General features: G+C 72.4%; 13 protein-coding genes and 1 tRNA gene. 10 read left to right on the forward strand and 4 right to left on the reverse strand.

Features of this window, described 5'->3' with window-relative positions:
* Positions 1-43: 43 nt before the first annotated feature.
* On the reverse strand, positions 44-982 hold the full coding sequence (locus KQY30_RS24290) for a helix-turn-helix transcriptional regulator (RefSeq protein ID WP_254407306.1): 939 nt from the start codon (positions 980-982) through the stop codon (positions 44-46).
* 255 nt (positions 983-1,237) lie between these two features.
* Between KQY30_RS24290 and KQY30_RS24295 the strand changes: the two genes are divergently transcribed.
* Together KQY30_RS24295 and KQY30_RS24300 are read left to right on the forward strand one after the other, a co-directional pair.
* Positions 1,238-2,587, forward strand: a complete 1,350-nt coding sequence (locus KQY30_RS24295; protein ID WP_302185369.1) for an MFS transporter — start codon at positions 1,238-1,240, stop codon at positions 2,585-2,587.
* Positions 2,588-2,916: 329 nt separating this feature from the next.
* Complete coding sequence (locus KQY30_RS24300) at positions 2,917-3,150, forward strand: hypothetical protein (RefSeq protein ID WP_046498555.1); 234 nt, start codon at positions 2,917-2,919, stop codon at positions 3,148-3,150.
* Here the strand turns inward: KQY30_RS24300 and KQY30_RS24305 are convergent.
* Positions 3,129-4,382, reverse strand: coding sequence for a glycosyltransferase 87 family protein (locus KQY30_RS24305; protein WP_254407678.1), 1,254 nt, complete (start codon positions 4,380-4,382; stop codon positions 3,129-3,131). The genes KQY30_RS24300 and KQY30_RS24305 overlap by 22 nt on opposite strands.
* Before the next feature lie 193 nt (positions 4,383-4,575).
* Between KQY30_RS24305 and KQY30_RS24310 the strand changes: the two genes are divergently transcribed.
* Positions 4,576-4,648 (forward strand) — tRNA-Ala (locus KQY30_RS24310).
* A 178-nt stretch (positions 4,649-4,826) separates the two neighbouring features.
* Here KQY30_RS24310 and KQY30_RS24315 read toward each other — a convergent pair.
* Together KQY30_RS24315 and KQY30_RS24320 are read right to left on the reverse strand one after the other, a co-directional pair.
* Positions 4,827-6,419: an NADH-quinone oxidoreductase subunit NuoF family protein gene (locus KQY30_RS24315; protein WP_217308641.1), complete on the reverse strand. Its 1,593-nt coding sequence runs from the start codon at positions 6,417-6,419 to the stop codon at positions 4,827-4,829.
* Positions 6,416-7,981 carry a ferric reductase-like transmembrane domain-containing protein gene (locus KQY30_RS24320; protein WP_217311295.1) on the reverse strand — a complete coding sequence of 522 codons (1,566 nt, stop codon included), beginning with the start codon at positions 7,979-7,981 and terminating at the stop codon, positions 6,416-6,418. The genes KQY30_RS24315 and KQY30_RS24320 overlap by 4 nt, the downstream gene beginning before the upstream one ends.
* Positions 7,982-8,616: 635 nt before the next feature.
* Here KQY30_RS24320 and leuS point away from each other — a divergent pair.
* From leuS to KQY30_RS24355, 7 genes are all read left to right on the forward strand, one after another.
* Positions 8,617-11,493: a leucine--tRNA ligase gene (gene leuS, locus KQY30_RS24325; RefSeq protein WP_217308642.1), complete on the forward strand. Its 2,877-nt coding sequence runs from the start codon at positions 8,617-8,619 to the stop codon at positions 11,491-11,493.
* Positions 11,494-11,684: 191 nt separating this feature from the next.
* Positions 11,685-12,554 (forward strand): hypothetical protein, encoded by an 870-nt coding sequence (locus KQY30_RS24330; protein WP_217308643.1) that lies wholly within the window; start codon positions 11,685-11,687, stop codon positions 12,552-12,554.
* A gap of 87 nt (positions 12,555-12,641) precedes the next feature.
* Positions 12,642-13,487 (forward strand): DegV family protein, encoded by an 846-nt coding sequence (locus KQY30_RS24335; protein ID WP_217308644.1) that lies wholly within the window; start codon positions 12,642-12,644, stop codon positions 13,485-13,487.
* A 316-nt stretch (positions 13,488-13,803) separates the two neighbouring features.
* Entirely contained in the window at positions 13,804-14,769 is a 966-nt protein-coding gene (locus KQY30_RS24340; RefSeq protein ID WP_217308645.1) for a helix-hairpin-helix domain-containing protein, read from the forward strand.
* An 8-nt stretch (positions 14,770-14,777) separates the two neighbouring features.
* Entirely contained in the window at positions 14,778-17,339 is a 2,562-nt protein-coding gene (locus KQY30_RS24345; RefSeq protein ID WP_254407679.1) for a ComEC/Rec2 family competence protein, read from the forward strand.
* A gap of 138 nt (positions 17,340-17,477) precedes the next feature.
* Positions 17,478-18,362, forward strand: coding sequence for a YceI family protein (locus KQY30_RS24350; protein ID WP_217308647.1), 885 nt, complete (start codon positions 17,478-17,480; stop codon positions 18,360-18,362).
* Positions 18,363-18,428: 66 nt separating this feature from the next.
* Complete coding sequence (locus tag KQY30_RS24355; RefSeq protein ID WP_217308648.1) at positions 18,429-18,674, forward strand: hypothetical protein; 246 nt, start codon at positions 18,429-18,431, stop codon at positions 18,672-18,674.
* Positions 18,675-18,790: the final 116 nt, after the last annotated feature.

The raw sequence follows: 18,790 nt of genomic DNA on the forward strand, positions 1-18,790 counted from the left end.
GAGCTTCGCGGAGCTTCGCCGCCCGTGCTCCCGGCCCCGGGCCTCAGGCGTCCGCACCGGGTTCCCTGGCCCGCAGTACGGCCACCCGGCGACCGCTCTCCTCGTCCACCGGTGTGTAGACGACGATCCGGCATTCCGGCATTCCGTTGACCGACAGGGACACCGTGGTCATCCGTATCTCCCCGGTCTCCTCGTGCTGGAAGGTCTTCACCCGGGGCCCCGGCGGGGTCACGTCCCCGCTCCCCCACAGCTCGGCGAAGCGCGCACTGGCCGCCGAGAGGCGCCGTACGAACGACTCCCAGCCGGGCTCGCCCACATGCCGTCCGTACGCACCGCGCAGCGTCGCCACCATCACCGGCAGCTCCACCTCCGGATAGACCAGCGGACAGCGGTGCTCGGGGACGGTGAACAGGGTCCACAGCGCGTTCGGCAGGCCGTACTCCGTCTCCGGGAACGGTGCGAAGTCGAAGAGGCCCCGGTAGGCGGCGTTGCAGGCCAGGATGTCGTACCGCGCGTTGTACGCCACCGCCGGGCGCGGATCGAGCGCGTCGAGGATGCCCTCTATCTCCGGCCCGACCCCCTCCGCGTCGGCCTGCGGATCCGGTTCGTGCGGGACCTCCGCGAGGTGGTACAGGTGCTCACGCTCGGCCCGGTCGAGCCGGAGCGTACGCGCCACCGCGTCCAGCACCTGTGCCGAGGCGTTGATCGGGCGCCCCTGCTCCAGCCACGTGTACCAGGTCACCCCGACCCCGGAGAGCTGGGCGACCTCCTCCCGGCGCAGCCCGGGCGTACGGCGGCGGAGCCCCGGCGGCATCCCGACATCGGCGGGGGTCACCCGGGCCCGGCGCCCGCGCAGAAACGCCGCCAGCTCCGCCCTGCGGCGCCTCCCCGCCGCGGCCCGGACGCCCCGCGCCTCCGCCGTGCCCGCCCCGCCCGCCGCGGGCGTGGTGTCTGTCGCATGCCGTACTGCCATCGTCGTCACGCCCCCATCGTCGATCCGTGAACCCGCCTCTGCCAGGTGCTGCCGGTACCAGCATCGGCGGGCTCTCGTTACCCGTACCCGACCGCGCTCAGGCTCGGTCCCATGACGACGACCTCACCCGAGAACTCCCGGCACACCCACGGATCCAGTAAAGACCACGGCACTGACAACGCCCCCGGCGCGAGCGCGAGCGCGAGCGCGGGCGGCGGTCCGGAGGCCGGTGCCGGAAGACGGCCCGGGCTGCTGCTCGCCGTGGTGCTCGCGGCCCAGTTCATGGCGCTGCTCGATGTGTTCATCGTCAATGTGGCGGCCCCGACGATCCGTACCGAACTCGACGCGTCCGGCGCCGCGCTCCAGCTCGTCATCGCCGGCTACACCATCGCCTACGCCGTCCTGCTGATCACCGGCGCCCGGCTCGGCGATCTGCTGGGCCACCGCCGGATGTATCTGGGTGGTCTCGCGGTCTTCACCGCCGCCTCGCTCGCCTGCGGACTGGCCGCTGGCACCGGCCAGTTGATCGCGTTCCGGCTGGTCCAGGGCGCGGGCGCGGCGCTGATGATCCCGCAGGTGCTCAGCCTGATCCAGCGCAACTTCATCGGCGAGCGGCGGGTACGGGCGCTCGGCGCCTACTCGGCCGTCCTCGCCACCGGCGCGGCGGCGGGGCAGGTCGTCGGCGGTGTACTGGTCAGCGCCGACCTGTTCGGCGCGAGCTGGCGGCCGGTCTTCCTGGTGAACGTACCGATCGGCCTTGCGCTGCTGGCGCTCGGCGCCCGGGTGCTGCCCAAGGACCGCCGTGGCGAGCCCGAGCGCACCCGCGGTCTCGATCTGCCCGGTCTGGTGCTGCTGGCCGCGGCCGTCTCGCTCCTCACCGTTCCGCTGGTCCTCGGTCAGGAGGAGGACTGGCCGGTCTGGTCGTGGGCCTCCATCGCCGCCGCCGTGGTCCTCTTCGGCTGCTTCCTGGCCTTCGAGTCCCGGCTCGCCCGGCGCGGGGGCGCCCCGCTGGTCGCGCCCAGGGTTCTCCGTATCCCCGGAATGGGACTCGCGGCCGTACGGATCCTGCTCGTGATGGCCGTCAACGCGGGTTTCCTTTTCACCCTCACCCTTTATGTCCAGGGCGGCCTCGGCTACAGCGCCCTGCGCGCGGGACTCACTTTCGTACCCATGGCCCTGGTGTTCGGTCTTGTCGGGCTGACGTGGCGCAACTGGCACCCGGGGCTGCGGCGCGCGCTCGTTCCCGGCGGATTCGCGCTGACCGCCGTCTCCGCCGTTGCCGTGGGCTGGGTGATGCGCGACATCGGAGACGGCGGACCCGCGATGTACGCCGCCTACGCGGGGGTCGGCGCGGGGCTGGCGCTCGGCTTCAGCCCCGCCCTGACCGGCGCACTCGCGACCGTACGCCCGGAGGACGCGGCGGACGCGAGCGGGCTCCTCGCGACCGTCACACAGCTCGGCCAGCTCATAGGAGTCGCGACCTTCGGGACGCTCTTCCTGAACCGGCTGGAGGCGAGCCCCGCCGCGCCGGCCGACGCGCTCTGGGTGTGCGCGCTGGCGCTCGCGGGAGCGGCGGTCCTGGGCGTGCTCGCCGGGCTTGTCAAGAAGGCGTAGTAAAGGCCCCTCGAAAGGACCTCTTAAAGAAGGTGAGCCAATCCGTTACCCGGCGGCGTCCGGTATAAGCCCTTACCGGACGGCTTTTTCCGGCTGACCGCCTGGCCCGATCGTGGCAGAATCGGACGACCGAGGGGACTGGGCCGGAGGGGAGAGCCATATTGTCCGCCAGCAGCATCGAGGAGCCCGATGACCTGCTTCCCGCGGCGGAGGTGCCCGCCGGCCTTCTCTGCCCCTCGTGCGGTTCGTCCCATGTGGCTCAAGTGCTCGGCGACAATGGCGGGGTTTCCTACGTGTGTACGGCCTGCGGCCACATCTGGAGCTGACTGATGGGTGCCCACAGGCGTAAATGCGACTGGTGCGGCAGTGGTACGCCGATCGTCCGGGACATGGACCCGCTCAATCCGGAGTTCCAGTACTGGTGCGAGGAGTGCGCACGGGCGCTGATCATAAAAGGCGACCCCATCGAGACCTACCGGGAGCTGGAGGGGGAGCCGATCTACGGGCGCCTCCTGGACGAGCACTGCACACTCAAGCGGTTCTACTCGTTCGCCACGGCCTGACCGTACCCCCGCGCCCCGACCGTCTTCCCGAGCAGCCAGCCGATCAGTGCCAGGGCCGTCAGCGGATAGAGGGCGGACAGCGTCATCTCGGTGACGCCCTGGGCCAGTTCGGGGGCGCCGGAGCCATGGGGTACCCACCACAGGGCGTAGGAACAGAAGACCAGCCAGACCGCCGCCGCCCGCCCCGTCGCCCCGTGCGTCGTCCCCCCGCGCGCCGCGAGGAACAGCACCACCGGTACGCACCACACCCAGTGGTGCGACCAGGAGACCGGGCTGATCAGCAGCGCCGTCGCCGCACAGGCCACCACCGCTCCGGCGCGCTCCCCGCGCAGCGCCGCCAGGACCGCCGCCGTGAGCCCCGCCCCGGCGACCACGACGGCGGCCAGGGGCCACCAGAGCCCCGGATCGGCGGTGTGCAGGAGCCGGGCCAGGACCCCGCGCAGCGACTGGTTGGCGGTGTCCTCCGCCCGGCCCGCGCGGGCCGCCTCGAAGAGGACTCCGGTCCAGTAGCGGCGCGAGTCCCCGGGGAGCAGGACGGCGGCCAGAAGAGTCGTTCCGGCGAAGACCGCGCCCGCCGTCGCGGCCTGGCGCAGCCATGGGTTCCAGCCCGCCCGGCGGGCCCGTACCACTCCGGTGAGCAGCAGCAGGACGGCGAAGAGCGCGGGGGTGAGCTTGACGGCGGCGGCGAGGCCGATGGCCGCACCGGCAGCCCGGCGACGTCCCGCCCCCGGGCCTCTGGGACAGAGGTCCCACAGCACCGCCACCGCCAGCAGGAGATTGATCTGCCCGTAGCGCAGGGTCGTCCACACCGGTTCGCACCAGACCGCGAACGCGGCCACCCAGAGCGTCGCCGCCCATGGCACGGCCGCCTTTTGGGGCACCTCTTCTTTTTGCCGTTCCTCCTTAGGAGGCGGCGGTTTTCCCTGGAGGACGAGCCGCAGGGAAAGGCGTACGAAGACGACGAGGAGCAGCAGATTCCCGGCGGTCGCGAGCGTCCGCAGCACCGGCACGGACGGCAGGGTGAGCGGGGTGAACAGCAGCGCGGCGAACGGCGGGTAGGTCGTCGGGAGCCGGGCCGCGGTGGCGCGCATCGCGTACAGATCCCGGCCCTCCAGCACCGTAAGGCCCTCGGCCCGGTACACCCGCAGATCGACCATCGAGACCCCGGCGGCCCGCTGCGCGATCCAGAACCCCGCGAAGGAGACCAGGCAGACGGCGCCCGCGATCAGCAGCGAGCGGTACGGGGCCGCGCTCCGGCCGCTGTTGCGGACGAACCGCACGAGTACGGGAACGGTCACGAAGGGCGACAGTACCGGCCCGAACTTCCCCAACCGGACAGAACGGAAACGATTTGGTGGTGGGCGGGAAGGACCGTGTAATGTTGGCGATGCCGCTGCGGGGAGATCCGGAAAGCGGTGTTCACCAGGGGCTATAGCTCAGTTGGTAGAGCGCCTGCATGGCATGCAGGAGGTCAGGAGTTCAATTCTCCTTAGCTCCACAAGCGAGAGAGCGAGGTCTGTCCGCGAAAAGCGCGGACAGACCTCGCTCTCTCCTTTTTGCCCGACTCCGCCTCGCGTAGCGGCGGGCTTCGCCACCCGCACCCCCCTTGGGGTCCTCCCGGCAGCGCTTACGTGTGGAACGGGCGGGCCCCTTGAGGGCTCCGCCCGTCCTCGTGCTCAACTCCGGCCGGGGCCCAGGGCCTTGCGGCCCCCGCCGGGCGGCAGTGCCGCGCGTGCGGGCCGGGGCCGCTCGGGTGCCGGCTGTTCGATACGGAGCGCCAGTTCGGGGCAGCGGCGCACGGCGCGCTGGGCCCGCCCCCGCAGATGCATCGGAACCGACGCGTCCGCGAGCGCCGGATAGCCGTCGGGGCCAAGTCTGATCAGCTCCGGGACGATGTCCGCGCAGAGCCCGTGACCCTGGCAGAGCGTCCAGTCCACGGCGAGCTTCTCACCGCTCGGAATCGACTCCTCCGCGTCCTGGTAGCCGGGCCCCGGCAGCGGCAGCACCCCCGTCGTCTCGCGTCCGCAGCCGCCGTCCAGCACATGCGCGGCGAGGTCGTCGGTAAACGCGGACAGGGTCGAGGCGAAGAAGCGCGCGGAGCCGTCCGGGTGCTTGCAGGCGCCCCGGCCCTTGACCGCCTGGGTCACCGCGCGCAGCGCCTCCAGCGCGGCGGGACCGCCGCCGTTGATGACGTCCGACAGGCCGCCCGCGGCGGCGGGCAGTCCGAGCTTGCAGGGGCCGCACTGGCCCGCAGTCTCGGCCGCGAGCCAGTTGGCGACCCGGAGCGCCTCGCCCAGCGGACAGGTCTCGGGGCCGATCGGCAGGATCGCGCCCGCGCCCAGCGCGCCTCCGAAGGACGCGAGGGACTCCTTGGAGACGACGGCCTCATGGGCGGCCACCGAGTCGATCCAGTTGCCGTGGTAGCCGCCGGTCAGCACGCCCTGGGGCAGCGGCGGGGCGCCGGCCATCTGGAGGACGTACCGCAGCGGCACCCCCGTCGGCACCTCGACGACCATCGGGCGTGCGACCGCCCCGGAGATCGTGAGCATGACCGTGCCCGGCTCCGTGTCCAGCCCGGTGTGGCCGTAGCGGCGGGCGCCGATCCTGGCGCCGATGGCGAGCTGCGCGAAGGTCTCCGCGTTGGACAGCAGCGTCGGCAGACCGCCGACACCCGACTCGGCGGCGCGCTCACGGCGGCCCGGCGGCAGGGCGGGACCGCCCCCGATGGCGCGGATCACGGCCGACGCCTCGCCCGAGACCATGCGCTCCGGCGTGCGCACCACCCGTGCGCGCAACTGCTGTCCGCGCCGGTCCGAGAGACCGCGTTCGGCGAGCGCCGCGCGGATCGAGACCTCGGTGGAGTTACGGGTGACCGCGACGATCAGCGTGCGGGCGCCAAGCGCCTCGGCCGCCAGCAGCGCGCCGTCGAGTATCAGATGCGGGGCGCGGTTTATCAGCACCGTGTCCTTGCGGCAGGCGGGCTCGCCCTCACTGCCGTTGATCACGACGACGGGCCGTACGCCCCGGCGGATCGCGGCCGTCGCCACCGCGCGCAGCTTCTTGGCGAAGGGGAATCCGGCGCCGCCGCGGCCGGTCAGTGACATGTTCTCGGCGAGCTGGGCCAGCCGCTCCCCGGTGACCGGTTCCAGCGGGCCGTGCACCTTGAGGTGCATGGGGAGGTCGAGCCGCTCGACCAGGTCGAAGCCCTGGGTGAGCTGGGGGAGGCCGACGACGCGGACCTCGGGGACATCGGGGAGAGGGGTGTTCACGGTCGGTCTCCTGCGGGTGCGTGCCAGGGTTCCCCGGCCGGGGGCGGATAGAGCGGACCGGTGGAGGCAGCGGGGTCGGACGAGGGCGGCGGCGGGGAGACCGTGCCATCGGGGGCGGGGGTGCCGTACGCCGGGACGGAGCCGGTGTCGTACGGCGGGAGCGGGCCCGCGCCGTACGCCGGCATGGAGCCCGTGTCGTACGTGGGGAGCGCGCCGGTGTCGTACGGGGACGGGGCGTCAGGACCGTACACGGGGGTGGCGCCGGGGGTGGCGCCCGTGTCGTACGACGGCGTGCCGCCCGCGGGGTACGAGGGGTTCGCGCCGGTGTCGTGCGGAGAGGCTCCGCCCGGTCCGTACGAGGGGACCTCGCCCGTGTCGTACGGGGTGGACGCGGGCGGCGCGAAGGCCTGCGCGGGCGGCGGCGGGGAGGGCGCGGGCCAGGATCCGGGCCTGCTCTGGGGGTCTTCGACGATGGGCAGTTCCTCGGTCATGGGGACGCGCTCGGCGAGGGGTATCTCGCCGGCGGGTATGCGGGCCGTGGTCTCGCCGCCCAGGGAGACCGCGCGATAGCCGGCCGAGATACCCGTACCGGTACCGGAATCCGGCAGCGGGCCGGTGGCCGCGAAGGGATCCGAGGACGTGACCGCGAACGGGTCCGGGGAGGGCGGAGCGGCCGGCGGTGCGAACGGCTCGGCCATGGACCGCGTCGCCTCGTACAGCGGCGGGGCCGGAGCAGCGAGCCGCGGGGGCGTACGGGGCCGGCCCAGCGCCGGGCCCGCCGGCTGTGCGGGGACGGCGGACTCCTGGAGGCTCCGCTGCCGGTAGTCGCGCTGCTGCGGGATGCCCATGGCGCCCGGGAGCGGGTCCGACACGAGATCGCGGCGGATCTGCTCGGGCTCCGGTGCCTCCCCGACGCCCCCGGTCAGTACCAGGATCCGGTCGGCGATACGGCGCTTGAGGGGCTGGGGCAGCAGTCGCAGCGACACGGCCCCGGCGACCGCGAGGAGGGCGAGGCAGTACATCGTGACGACCCAGGTCGCGGCGGGACGGCCGGTGTACAGGCCGTGCACCAGGGCGAAGCACCAGGCCGGATAGGCCACCATGTGCATCGCGCGCCAGCGGCCCGCGAACCTGCCGGGCACGGCGAAGGCGCTGCGCATCGCGCCGGTCGTGGCGGCCACGATCATCAGCAGCCCGGCCAGCGAGCCGAAGCCGATGAGCCCGTTCGTACCGCTGAGACCGAGGCCGAACGGCACCAGGGCGCCGAGCAGCGCCACATGTCCGAGGGCGACCTTGACGGTGACGTGCAGCAGCAGAAAGCCGAGCGAGGCGATCGCGGTCGCCCGGTGGACGCCCTGGGCGAGCAGCCGGTGGCGCGGCGAGAGCAGCAGCCGGTCGGTGGCCATCAGACCCCAGGCGACGGCCGCGGTCAGGGACAGCAGCGACAGGACGCCGGTGGTGAAATCGAGTGCGGCACGGAAGGCGTCGCCTCCCGCGACGGCGAGCAGGGGTACCAGTACCAGCGCGGCGACCGTGAGTCCGCCCTGTACCTGACGGCTCATGCCGGGGTCGAGGGCGGGCGACGAGCTGAACTTGCGTTGACGGTTCATGAGGGGGCAACTCCGAATGGCTCGGGAAAGCGGTCCCGTTGCCGCATGCTAAGTGGAGCCATACCAGGCAGTACCCGGTTTGCAGGTTTAACCAGGGGAAGGTGAGTTACCCGACTCCGGAAGGCCGGAGAGTTGCCCCGGAAGAGGGCGATACGCGGGGTAACGGATTCCGGACGCAACCATTCCGCGACCGTCTCGCGTCCCTCCTGTGGCCCTCCCGTACTCCTGCCGCGTCCGTCCCGTGCTTCTCCTGTGCCCCGGGCGCATCTTTCGTGTGCTTTGTGTGTGCTTTTCCTGTGTGCCTGACGCGTATGTTCTGTGTCCGCATCCTGGGCCCGTGCCCGCCGCCGTGTAAGGTCCGTGCGGGCTGTCGGGGCCCTGCGGTACCCTGACGCCATGCGAGCCGTGCGCCTTCTGCTTAGCGGGCCGCGCTGATCAGTCCCGACGGATGAGAAATCCGGTCGGAATCGGCGCGGCGTCCCCTCCTGTGCGAGGGGTTTTTTCGTTCACGGACCGGCACGGCGTTCGCCGGGCGCCGGAGCAGAGCCGAACCGCCGGCAGAGACGATCGATGGAGCTTCAGAGGACATGAGCGAGACGAATCCCGCTGCCGCCGAGCCGGCAGCGCCGCACCGCTACACGGCCGAGATGGCCGCCGGTATCGAGGCGCGCTGGCAGGACTTCTGGGAGGCCGAGGGGACGTACGAGGCGCCGAACCCCTCGGGCGAGCTGGCCGGTGACCCGGAGCTGGTCGCCAGGCCCAAGAAGTTCATCATGGACATGTTCCCCTACCCGTCCGGCGCCGGTCTCCACGTCGGACATCCGCTGGGCTATATCGCCACCGATGTGTTCGCCCGTCATCAGCGCATGACCGGCCACAACGTCCTGCACACACTGGGCTTTGACGCGTTCGGCCTGCCCGCCGAGCAGCACGCGGTCGCCACCGGCACGCATCCCCGGGTCTCGACCGAGGCCGCCATGGACAATATGAAGTCCCAGCTCCGCCGGCTGGGCCTGGGGCACGACAAGCGGCGGTCCGTGGCCACGATCGACCCGGACTACTACAAGTGGACCCAGTGGATCTTCGTACAGATTTTCAACTCCTGGTACGACAAGGACGCCGACCGGGCCCGCCCCATCGACACCCTGGTGGCGCAGTTCGAGAGCGGGGAGCGCGCCACTCCTGACGGGCGCCCCTGGAACGCGCTGAGCGCCCCCGAACGCGCCGACGTGCTGGGCGAGTACCGGCTGGCGTACGCCTCCGACGCGCCCGTCAACTGGTGTCCCGGACTGGGCACCGTCCTGGCCAACGAGGAAGTCACCGCGGACGGCCGCTCCGAGCGCGGGAACTTCCCGGTCTTCAAGGCGAAGCTGCGCCAGTGGAACATGCGCATCACCGCGTACGCCGACCGGCTGCTGAACGATCTGGACGCCCTGGACTGGCCCGAGGCCATCAAGCTCCAGCAGCGCAACTGGATCGGCAGGAGCGAGGGCGCGCGCGTCGACTTCCCGGTCGGTGACGCCGGCGCGATCACCGTCTTCACGACCCGTCAGGACACCCTGTTCGGCGCCACCTACATGGTGCTGGCGCCCGAGCACGACCTGGTCGAGAAGATCGTCCCGGCCGCCTGGCCCGAGGGCACGCACGAGGTGTGGACGGGCGGTCACGCGACCCCCGCCGACGCCGTCGGCGCGTACCGCAAGCAGGCCGCGTCCAAGTCCGATGTCGAGCGGCAGGCCGAGGCGAAGGACAAGACCGGTGTGTTCACCGGCGCGTACGCCACCAACCCGGTCAGCGGCGAGCCCGTACCCGTATTCATCGCCGACTATGTGCTGATGGGGTACGGAACGGGCGCGATCATGGCCGTACCGGCGCACGACAGCCGGGACTTCGCGTTCGCGCGCGCCTTCGAGCTCCCGATGCGCTGTGTGGTGGAGCCCTCGGACGGGCGCTCCACCGACCCGGCGGAGTGGGACGACGCGTTCGCCTCGTACGACGCGCACATCGTCAACTCGGCGGGTACGGACATCTCGCTGGACGGCCTGAGCGTGACCGAGGCCAAGGCGAAGATCACCGAGTGGCTGGCCGAGCGCGGTATCGGCGAGGGCACGGTCAACTTCCGGCTGCGCGACTGGCTGTTCAGCCGCCAGCGCTACTGGGGCGAGCCCTTCCCGATCGTGTACGACGAGGACGGCACCGCGCACGCGCTGCCCGAGTCAATGCTGCCGCTGGAACTGCCCGAGGTCGACGACTACTCGCCGCGTACGTTCGACCCGGACGACGCGGACACCCAGCCCGAGACACCGCTGTCGCGGAACGCGGAGTGGGTGGACGTCGAACTGGACCTGGGCCGTGGCGAGGGCGTCAGGCGCTACCGCCGTGAGACCAACACCATGCCGAACTGGGCCGGTTCGTGCTGGTACGAGCTGCGCTATCTGGACCCGCACAACAGCGAGAAGCTGGTCGACCCGGACATCGAGCGGTACTGGATGGGCCCCCGCGAGGGGCAGCCGCACGGCGGTGTCGACCTGTATGTGGGCGGCGCCGAACACGCCGTACTGCACCTGCTGTACGCGCGCTTCTGGTCCAAGGTGCTGTACGACCTGGGGCACATCTCCTCGGTCGAGCCGTTCCACAAGCTGTACAACCAGGGCATGATCCAGGCCTTCGTGTACCGGGACGGCCGCGGTATCGCGGTGCCCGCGGCCGAGGTCGAGGAGCGGGACGGCGGGTACTGGTACCAGGGCGAGAAGGTCAGCCGGGTCCTGGGCAAGATGGGCAAGTCCCTGAAGAACGCGGTCACCCCGGACGAGATCTTCGCCGAGTTCGGAGCGGACACGCTGCGGCTGTACGAGATGGCCATGGGGCCGCTGGACGTCTCGCGGCCCTGGGACACGCGCGCGGTGGTCGGGCAGTACCGGCTGCTCCAGCGGCTGTGGCGCAATGTGGTCGACGAGACGACCGGCGGGGTCACCGTCGTGGACACCGAGCCTGGCGAGGAGACGCTGCGCGCGCTGCACAAGGCGATCGACGGTGTCACCCAGGACATGACCGGGCTGCGGTTCAACACCGCCATCGCCAAGATCACCGAACTGAACAACCAGCTCACCAAGGCGGGCGGCCCGGTGCCGCGCTCCGTCGCCGAGCGGCTGGTGCTGCTGGTGGCGCCGCTGGCCCCGCATGTCGCCGAGGAGCTGTGGCACCGGCTGGGCCACTCCGACTCGGTCGTGTACCAGGACTTCCCGGTCGCGGACCCGGCGTATGTGGTGGACGAGGCCGTGACCTGCGTGGTGCAGATCAAGGGCAAGGTCAAGGCGCGGCTGGAGGTCTCCCCGTCGATCTCGGACGAGGAGCTGGAGGCGCTGGCGCTGGGTGACGAGGCGGTGGTCGCGGCACTGGGCGGCGCGGGCATCCGCAAGGTGATCGTACGGGCGCCGAAACTGGTGAACATCGTTCCGGCGTGACGTTTCCCGCCCGCTGGCCGGCGGGCCTGAGCGGTCGGCCCGCGGGCCGGCGGCAGGGGTGCCGGGCGGCACCAGGGGTGTCCCTTACGGGCAGGTTGGGGGTTCTCGACAGGAACCCTTAACCTGCCTGTTCCGTTTACCGTGGAGGGAGCGGGAACGGACGGAGCGGGACCGACGACGAAGGGGCGCCCATGGAGGTCGCAATCTTGATCCTGGCGCTGCTCTTCGTCGCCTTCGTGTCGCTCGGGGTGTACGCGAGCGTCAAGGCGGTGGGTGCCGCCAAGCGCCGTGTCGACCGTACGATCTCGCAGGCGCGGCGCACGGTCGAGGAGACCACGCTGCGGGCGAGAAGCATCGGTCAGACGGGTCTGGCCGGTGAGCTGGCCCAGCTCAGGATGAAGCTGCGTACGTCGATACGGTCGACGCAGGAAGCGCTTGAGGCGGGCGTCGCCGAGGACGCCTCGCTGTCGGAGTCGGTCGCGCTCTTCCAGCGGCTGGGCGGGCACGCCCGGGAGCTGGACGACGAACTGCGCCAGCTCGAACGGGACCCGGACCGGGCGAGAGTGGCCGAGCGGCTGCCCGAGCTGCGCGAGCGTACGGAGCGGATCACGCATTCGGCGGACTCGCTGCGCTGGGCGGCGCGGGACAGGGCGCGGAAGTTCGCGGAGGACGATCTCGCGTCGCTGAGCGAGCAGATCGACATGGAGTCGGGAGCGCTGCGGCACTGGTCGACGGCTGACCCGGGTCCCGGCCCGGCGGTTGACCCCGCGTCGGACGCGGGAGGTGCTGGGACTGCGCGTTCTGCGGGGTCCGGAGGGCCGCGGACGGGGGCTCAGGAGGGTGCCGGGGTGCCTGCCCCGGAGTCCGGTCCGGGGCAGTCGGCCTCCGCTCCGGCTCAGGCCCCGGAGTCCGCTCCGGCTCAGTCGGCCGCCGGCCGTCGCGAGGCCGTACAGGAGCCGACGCAGGCCATTGAGCCGCCGAAGCCGGCCGATCCACGGCAGCGGTTCGCGTACCCCTGGCAGAAGCGGACCGGACAGGCCAGACCCGAGGCCACGAACTGACCGGACAGGATCGGGGGCCGGTCGGAATTGATCATTGTGCCGGGCCCGGGCTGCCGACCGGGGGCGACGACGGGTAACCTCCCGCTCATGTCCCGCCATGTCGCTATCGTCACCGATTCCACGGCCTACTTGCCGCCGCAGACGATGGAGCGGCACGGCATCACCGCGGTGCCGCTGACCGTGGTGCTCGGTGACCGCGCGCTGGAGGAGGGCACCGAGATCTCGGCGCGTTCGCTGGCCTTGGCGCTCCAGAAGCGGCGGTCCGTCACCACCTCGCGCCCGAGCCCCGATGTCTTCGCGGCGGCCTATCGCACGGCGGCGGAGGCCGGGGCGACCGGGATCGCCTCCCTCCACCTTTCGGCCGAGTTCTCCGGGACGTACGACGCCGCCGTGCTCGCGGCGAAGGAGGCGCCCGTGCCGGTCAGGGTGGTGGACACCGGGATGGTGGCGATGGCCCTCGGGTTCTGCGCGCTGGCCGCCGCCGAGGCCGCGGAGGGCGACGGCACGCTGGACGAGGCGGTGGCCGCCGCCGAGAAGCGGGCCGCGGGCACCTCCGCGTACTTCTATGTCGACACGCTCGACTATCTGCGCCGGGGAGGCCGGATCGGAGCCGCCCAGGCCCTGTTGGGCTCGGCGCTGGCGGTGAAGCCGCTGCTGCAACTGGACGGCGGGCGGATCGAGCTGCTGGAGAAGGTACGGACGGCCTCGAAGGCGATCGCGCGGCTGGAGGAGGTCGTCGCCGAGCGGGCGGCCACGGGCCGGGTGGACATCGCCGTACACCATCTCGCGGCGCCGGAACGGGCCATGACGCTCGCCGAGCGGCTGCGCGAGCGGGTGCCGGGGCTGGTGGATCTGCATGTGAGCGAGGTGGGCGCGGTGATCGGAGCGCACACGGGGCCGGGGCTGCTGGGAGCTGTGATCTCACCGCGCTGAGGGGCGGGGCGCCGACGGGTTCTCGGCGGGCCTTTGGGCTGGGGCACTGGTGGGGACGTCGGCCGGGGAGCTGGGCGGGGGCGTTGCTCGGGGCCGGGCTTGGCGGGGATGCCGGCCGGGTGTCGGTGAGGCTTGCGCGGGGCTCCGACGGGGATGTCGGCCGGGGTGCCGGCGAGGCTTGGCCGGGGCTCCGGCGGGGGCGTCGTGTGGGTGCTGGCCGCTCTTATGGGTGAGCGGGTTTTCCACAATCCCTTGGTTGTCCACGGAAATGCGGCCCGCTCAGCGGGGCCGGACGGATGTGCCTACCGTCTGTGACATGACTCTCCGAACACGCTCCGTAACCAGCGGCCCGGGTCGCGCCCCGGGCTCCGATCTCCGCGCCCGGCATGGCCGGGCCCGCGTCCGGACCCGTGCGGCTCTGCCGCATGCCGGGCGCGTGGACGGTACGGCTCCGCCCCCGCCGGATCCGCGCCGCCGTGCGGACGCGCTCTTCGCCCGTGCGCGGGTGCCGGTGGTGACGGCTGTGGATCCACCGGCCTTTCCCGGAGGCGGAGACGACGGCGGGGCAGGTCAGGTGGTGCGTGGGCGGGCACGGGTGGGGCCCGCGCTGCGGGAGCGGCTGCCGCTGTGGATCCAGCTCAGATGCGGTCTCGAACCCAGGACCCTCGCGGCACTCGCGGTGGTCCTGGTGGTGGCCGCGATCCTCGCGGCTCAGCACTTCTGGACCGGGCGTCCCCAGTCCGTCGAGGTGCCGGAAGCGGTCGGTGCGGGGGCCCCGGTGCCACGGATGCCGCCGCGTTCGTCACCCTCGGTGGAGCGGGGCCGGGTGGTCGTGGATGTCGGGGGGAAGGTACGGAAGCCGGGGGTGCTGCGGCTGCCGACCGGTTCGCGGGTCGCCGACGCACTGCGCGCGGCCGGGGGTGTGAAGCCCGGCGCGGACATCACGGGGCTCAACCGGGCGCGGGTGCTGATGGACGGCGAACAGGTCGTGGTGGGCGGCCCGGCCCCACCGGGCGGGGGCCTCACGGGAGTTGGCACCGCCGTCGGTCCGGGTACCGGCACGGGCGGCGGTGCCGCGGCGGGGCCCGCCGCGCCGGTGAGTCTCAACTCCGCCACGGTGGAACAGCTCGACACACTCCCCGGAGTGGGGCCCGTACTCGCCCGGCACATCATCGACTACCGCACCGAGCACGGCGGATTCCGGTCCATCGAGGAGCTTCGCGAGGTAAACGGGATCGGCGCGCGCAGGTTCGCGGACCTCCAACCGCTCGTACGGCCATGACGCGCCCCATGGTTCAGGGGCCGGACGGTCTTCGCCCGGACCCCGCGGAGCCGCGCTGGAGGGAGGGGCCGGCCGACCTCCGGCTGGTTCCGCTCGCGCTGGCGGCCTGGGGCGCGGCCGCCCTCGCGGCAGGTGCTCCAGGACTCTGGACGGCTGTCGGTGTGCTGGTGTGTCTGGCGCTGGCGGGGCTGCTGCTCGCCTGGTGCGGTGCCGGGCGGCGGCGGCCGCTGGGTGGTGTCGCCGTCGCGGGGGCGCTGCTGTGTGCGGCGGCCGGAGCGGCGTCCGCCGGGCTGCACAGCGCGGACGCGCACCGGGGACCCGTGCCCGGCCTCGCGGAGCGGTATGCCCGTGTCTCGGTGGAATTGACGGTCACCTCCGATCCCCGGTCCACCCGTCCCAGGGTCTTCGGCGACCGGATGACCGGCGGAGGGTTTGTGCTCGACGCGGATCTCACCCGGGTGACGGGACCGGGCGGGAGGACCACCATGGGCCGCACACCTGTCCTGGTGATCGCCGGGCCCGGTGAGCACGCCGGCCGGTGGCAGCGGCTGCTGCCCTCCACCCGGCTGCGGCTGACCGGGCGGCTCTCGCCCCCGCTGCACGGCAACGACCCCTATGCGGCGGCCCTGCGGGTGGAAGGCAAGGGGCCACCGCGTGTCATCGGACAGCCAACTCGTGTACAGCGCATGGCCGGAGACCTCCGTGCCGGGCTGCGCGAGGCGACCGAGAAGCTCGCGCCGGACGCCCGGGCGCTGCTGCCGGGACTGGTCGTCGGCGACACCTCCCGGGTGACCCCTGAGCTGCACGAGGCCTTTACGGCGACCGATCTCACCCATCTGCTGGCCGTCTCCGGAAGCAATCTGACCATTGTGCTCGCCCTGCTGATCGGGCCACCGGGGCTGGCCGTACGGGCGGAGCGGCGCGGGCTCGCACCGCTTCTGCGGATCCCGCTGCGGTGGACCGCGCTGGGCGGCGGGGCGCTCACACTCGGCTTTGTGGTCGTCTGCCGGCCGGAGCCCAGTGTGCTGCGGGCCGCCGCCTGCGGGCTGATCACCCTGCTGGCCATCGGTACGGGCCGGCGCAGGACGCTGATTCCCGCGCTGGCCGCGGCCGTCCTGCTGCTGGTGCTGTACGACCCGGCGCTGGCCCGCAGTTACGGCTTCCTCCTCTCCGTACTGGCCACCGGCTCCCTGCTCGTCATCGGGCCGCGGTGGGCCGACGCGCTGCGGCGGCGCGGGGTGCCTGCCCGGCTGGCGGAGGCGCTGGCCGCGGCGGGGGCGGCGCAGGCGGTGTGCGCGCCGGTGGTGGCGGTGTTCGCGGCCCGGGTCAGTCTGGTGGCCGTCCCGTGCAATCTCCTCGCCGAACTGGCCGTCGCCCCGGCCACGGTTCTCGGGTTCGCGGCCCTCGCCATGGCGCCGGTCGCGATGCCGGTGGCGGAGGCGCTGGCCCGGTGCGGCGGCTGGCCCGCGGGCTGGATCGCGTCCGTCGCCCGCGGTGGCGCGGCCCTGCCGGGTGCGGGGATCACCTGGCCGGGCGGCTGGCGGGGCGGGCTGCTGCTGGCCGCGCTGACGGTCCTGGTCGTGCTCGCCGTACGACGGGTCCCGCGCCATCCCTGGACGGCCGCAGCCTGCGCGGTGTTCCTGCTGCTCGCGGTTCTGCGGCCGCCGCCGTTCACCCGGATCGTCACCGGCTGGCCGCCGCCGGGCTGGGCGTTCGCGATGTGCGACGTGGGGCAGGGCGACATGGCGGTGCTCGCGGCCGGGGAGGGGACGGCGGTGGTGGTGGACACCGGTCCCGAGCCCGGGCCGGCCGACCGGTGTCTGCGGGATCTCGGGGTCACACGCGTTCCGCTGCTGCTGCTCACCCACTTCCACGCCGACCATGTGGCCGGGCTGCCCGGTGTGCTGCGGGGCAGGGCGGTCGGCGCGATCCAGACGACGACCTCCGAAGAGCCGCCGGAGCAGGCCGCGTTCGTACGGAGGACCGCCGCCGGGGCGGGGGTGCCCGTCGTCCGAGCGGAGCCGGGGGAGCGGCGGCGGACCGGGCCGCTCACCTGGCGGGTGCTGTGGCCCCGGGCCGGGCCGGGGCCGGCCGGCGGGGAGCCCAACGACTCCAGCGTCACGCTGTTCGTAGGGGTCGAGCGTGGGCCCGCGCTGCTGCTGCTCGGTGATCTTGAACCACCCGCTCAGCAGGGCCTGTTGAGTGACTGGCCGGTGCTGCCGCCGGTGGATGTGCTCAAAGTGGCCCATCATGGTTCGCCGTTCCAGGATCCGGGGCTGCTCCGGGCGGTCCGGCCCCGGCTCGCGCTGATCTCCGTCGGCCGGGACAACCCGTACGGCCATCCGTCACCCCGCACGGTCGGGGCGCTGCGTGCCGGGGGAGCAGCGGTGCTGCGGACGGACACGGACGGGGCGATCGCGGTGGTGGGAGCGGGCGCGGGGCTGCGTGCGGTGCCCCGGGGCCGGTCCGGTCCGGAGGCCGCCCGGGCCGGGAGCGCGGGGCATATGACGCGGGGTCCGCCCGGGGCGGGGGTCTCCGGCAATCTTCCGTCGGCGGTGTGTAGTACCTGAGTTCGCTATCTGTCCGTACGTTTGCCTCGAACGGGGCACGGGTGGTCGAATGCCTACTCGTCATGGGTCGCCGCCCCGACAAGGATGTCCGGCCGTGCGCGGCCCCGCAGAGCACGATCGCACAGGGGTACGTACAGCATGATGAGCCGCCTTCTCGGCCGACGGACGGCCACGCAGCAGAGAAACAACCCGCTCGCGGGACTGTCCGTGCCGCCCGGAGCGGGCCTGCTGACCTGCCGGGTCCTCGACCCGGTCAACGATCCTGTCGTACGGGCCGAGTTCACGGTGAGCGACAGTGGCGGCCGCAAGATCGTGAGCGGGGAGACCGATCCGTTCGGCATGATCGTGGCGATGGTCCCCTTCGGGGAGTACCGGGTGGCCATCTCGGCTGACAGCTTCACCCCGTACCGGGGCAACGCGTGGATCACCGACGGAGCGGACTCCTCGGGCCTGGGGGACATCACCCTTCAAGTGGCGCCCTCGCTCCCGCTGCCCGCTCCCGGTGAGTGGGAGATCGAACCGGCCCACTCCCGGATCGGTTTCATCGCCCGTCACATCGGACTCGCCCGGGTCCACGGGCGGTTCGACAACTTCGCCGGGGCGATCAGGATCGGCGAGACGATGGACGAGTCGGCGATGCATGTGGTCATCGGCGCCGCGTCGATCGACACCAGTGTGCAGATGCGTGACGACCATCTGCGGTCGGCGGATTTCCTCGATGTGGCCAACTACCCGACGCTGGAGTTCTACAGCGACCGCTTCATCCACCGGGGCGGCAACAACTGGGCGATCACCGGGGCGCTCACCCTGCACGGCGTGACCCGGACCATCACCCTCGACACCCACTACCTGGGCATAGGCAATGGAATGGAGGGCGAGACCCGCGCGGCCGTCCGCGCCACCACCGAACTGCACCGCGAGGACTACACCGTCAACTGGCAGTCGATGCTCGCGCGGGGCATCGCCGTCGTCGGGTCCAGCATCAAGATCGAGATGGATATCCAGATCGTCCCCAAGGGCTGACCGACCGCCCCGGCGGGCGGTCCGGCCGGGGCGACCGCCGGGGCGACCGGCTGGGACAATACGGCCGTGAGCGATGTGAGACATGTACTGGTCCTGCCCGACCGCGAGGCCGCGGAAGAAGTGGCGCAGGCGCTGGGTGAGCGGTTCGGCGCGGACGACGAACCGCGGGTGATACGGGACGCCCTGGCCGGCGAGGACGACGCCGAGGACGCCCAGTGGCTGGTGGTCGTGGAGGACCCGGAGGCGCGGATGGACGGCGCGGCGCTGGACGAGTTCGTGGCGGACTGGGACGGCTGGCGGGAAGCGTACTGAGCCGGGCCCGGCGCCGGCTCGCACCAACAGCCGGGCAACCCGACCGATCCGACCGGCGCTGAGCGACCTGACCGGCGCTGAGCGACCTGACCGGCGCTGAGCGACCTGGGCCGCCC

The organism is Streptomyces sp. GMY02 (assembly GCF_019056675.1).
Lineage (GTDB): Bacteria > Actinomycetota > Actinomycetes > Streptomycetales > Streptomycetaceae > Streptomyces > Streptomyces odonnellii.

What these genes read in the sequence shown, in the direction of transcription:
- leuS (WP_217308642.1), top strand. Translation starts at nt 8,617, where the DNA reads ATGAGCGAGACGAATCCCGCTGCCGCCGAGCCGGCAGCGCCGCACCGC.
- KQY30_RS24320 (WP_217311295.1), bottom strand. Translation starts at nt 7,981, where the DNA reads ATGAGCCGTCAGGTACAGGGCGGACTCACGGTCGCCGCGCTGGTACTG.
- KQY30_RS24335 (WP_217308644.1), top strand. Translation starts at nt 12,642, where the DNA reads ATGTCCCGCCATGTCGCTATCGTCACCGATTCCACGGCCTACTTGCCG.
- KQY30_RS24345 (WP_254407679.1), top strand. Translation starts at nt 14,778, where the DNA reads ATGGTTCAGGGGCCGGACGGTCTTCGCCCGGACCCCGCGGAGCCGCGC.
- KQY30_RS24350 (WP_217308647.1), top strand. Translation starts at nt 17,478, where the DNA reads ATGATGAGCCGCCTTCTCGGCCGACGGACGGCCACGCAGCAGAGAAAC.
- KQY30_RS24340 (WP_217308645.1), top strand. Translation starts at nt 13,804, where the DNA reads ATGACTCTCCGAACACGCTCCGTAACCAGCGGCCCGGGTCGCGCCCCG.
- KQY30_RS24330 (WP_217308643.1), top strand. Translation starts at nt 11,685, where the DNA reads ATGGAGGTCGCAATCTTGATCCTGGCGCTGCTCTTCGTCGCCTTCGTG.
- KQY30_RS24300 (WP_046498555.1), top strand. Translation starts at nt 2,917, where the DNA reads ATGGGTGCCCACAGGCGTAAATGCGACTGGTGCGGCAGTGGTACGCCG.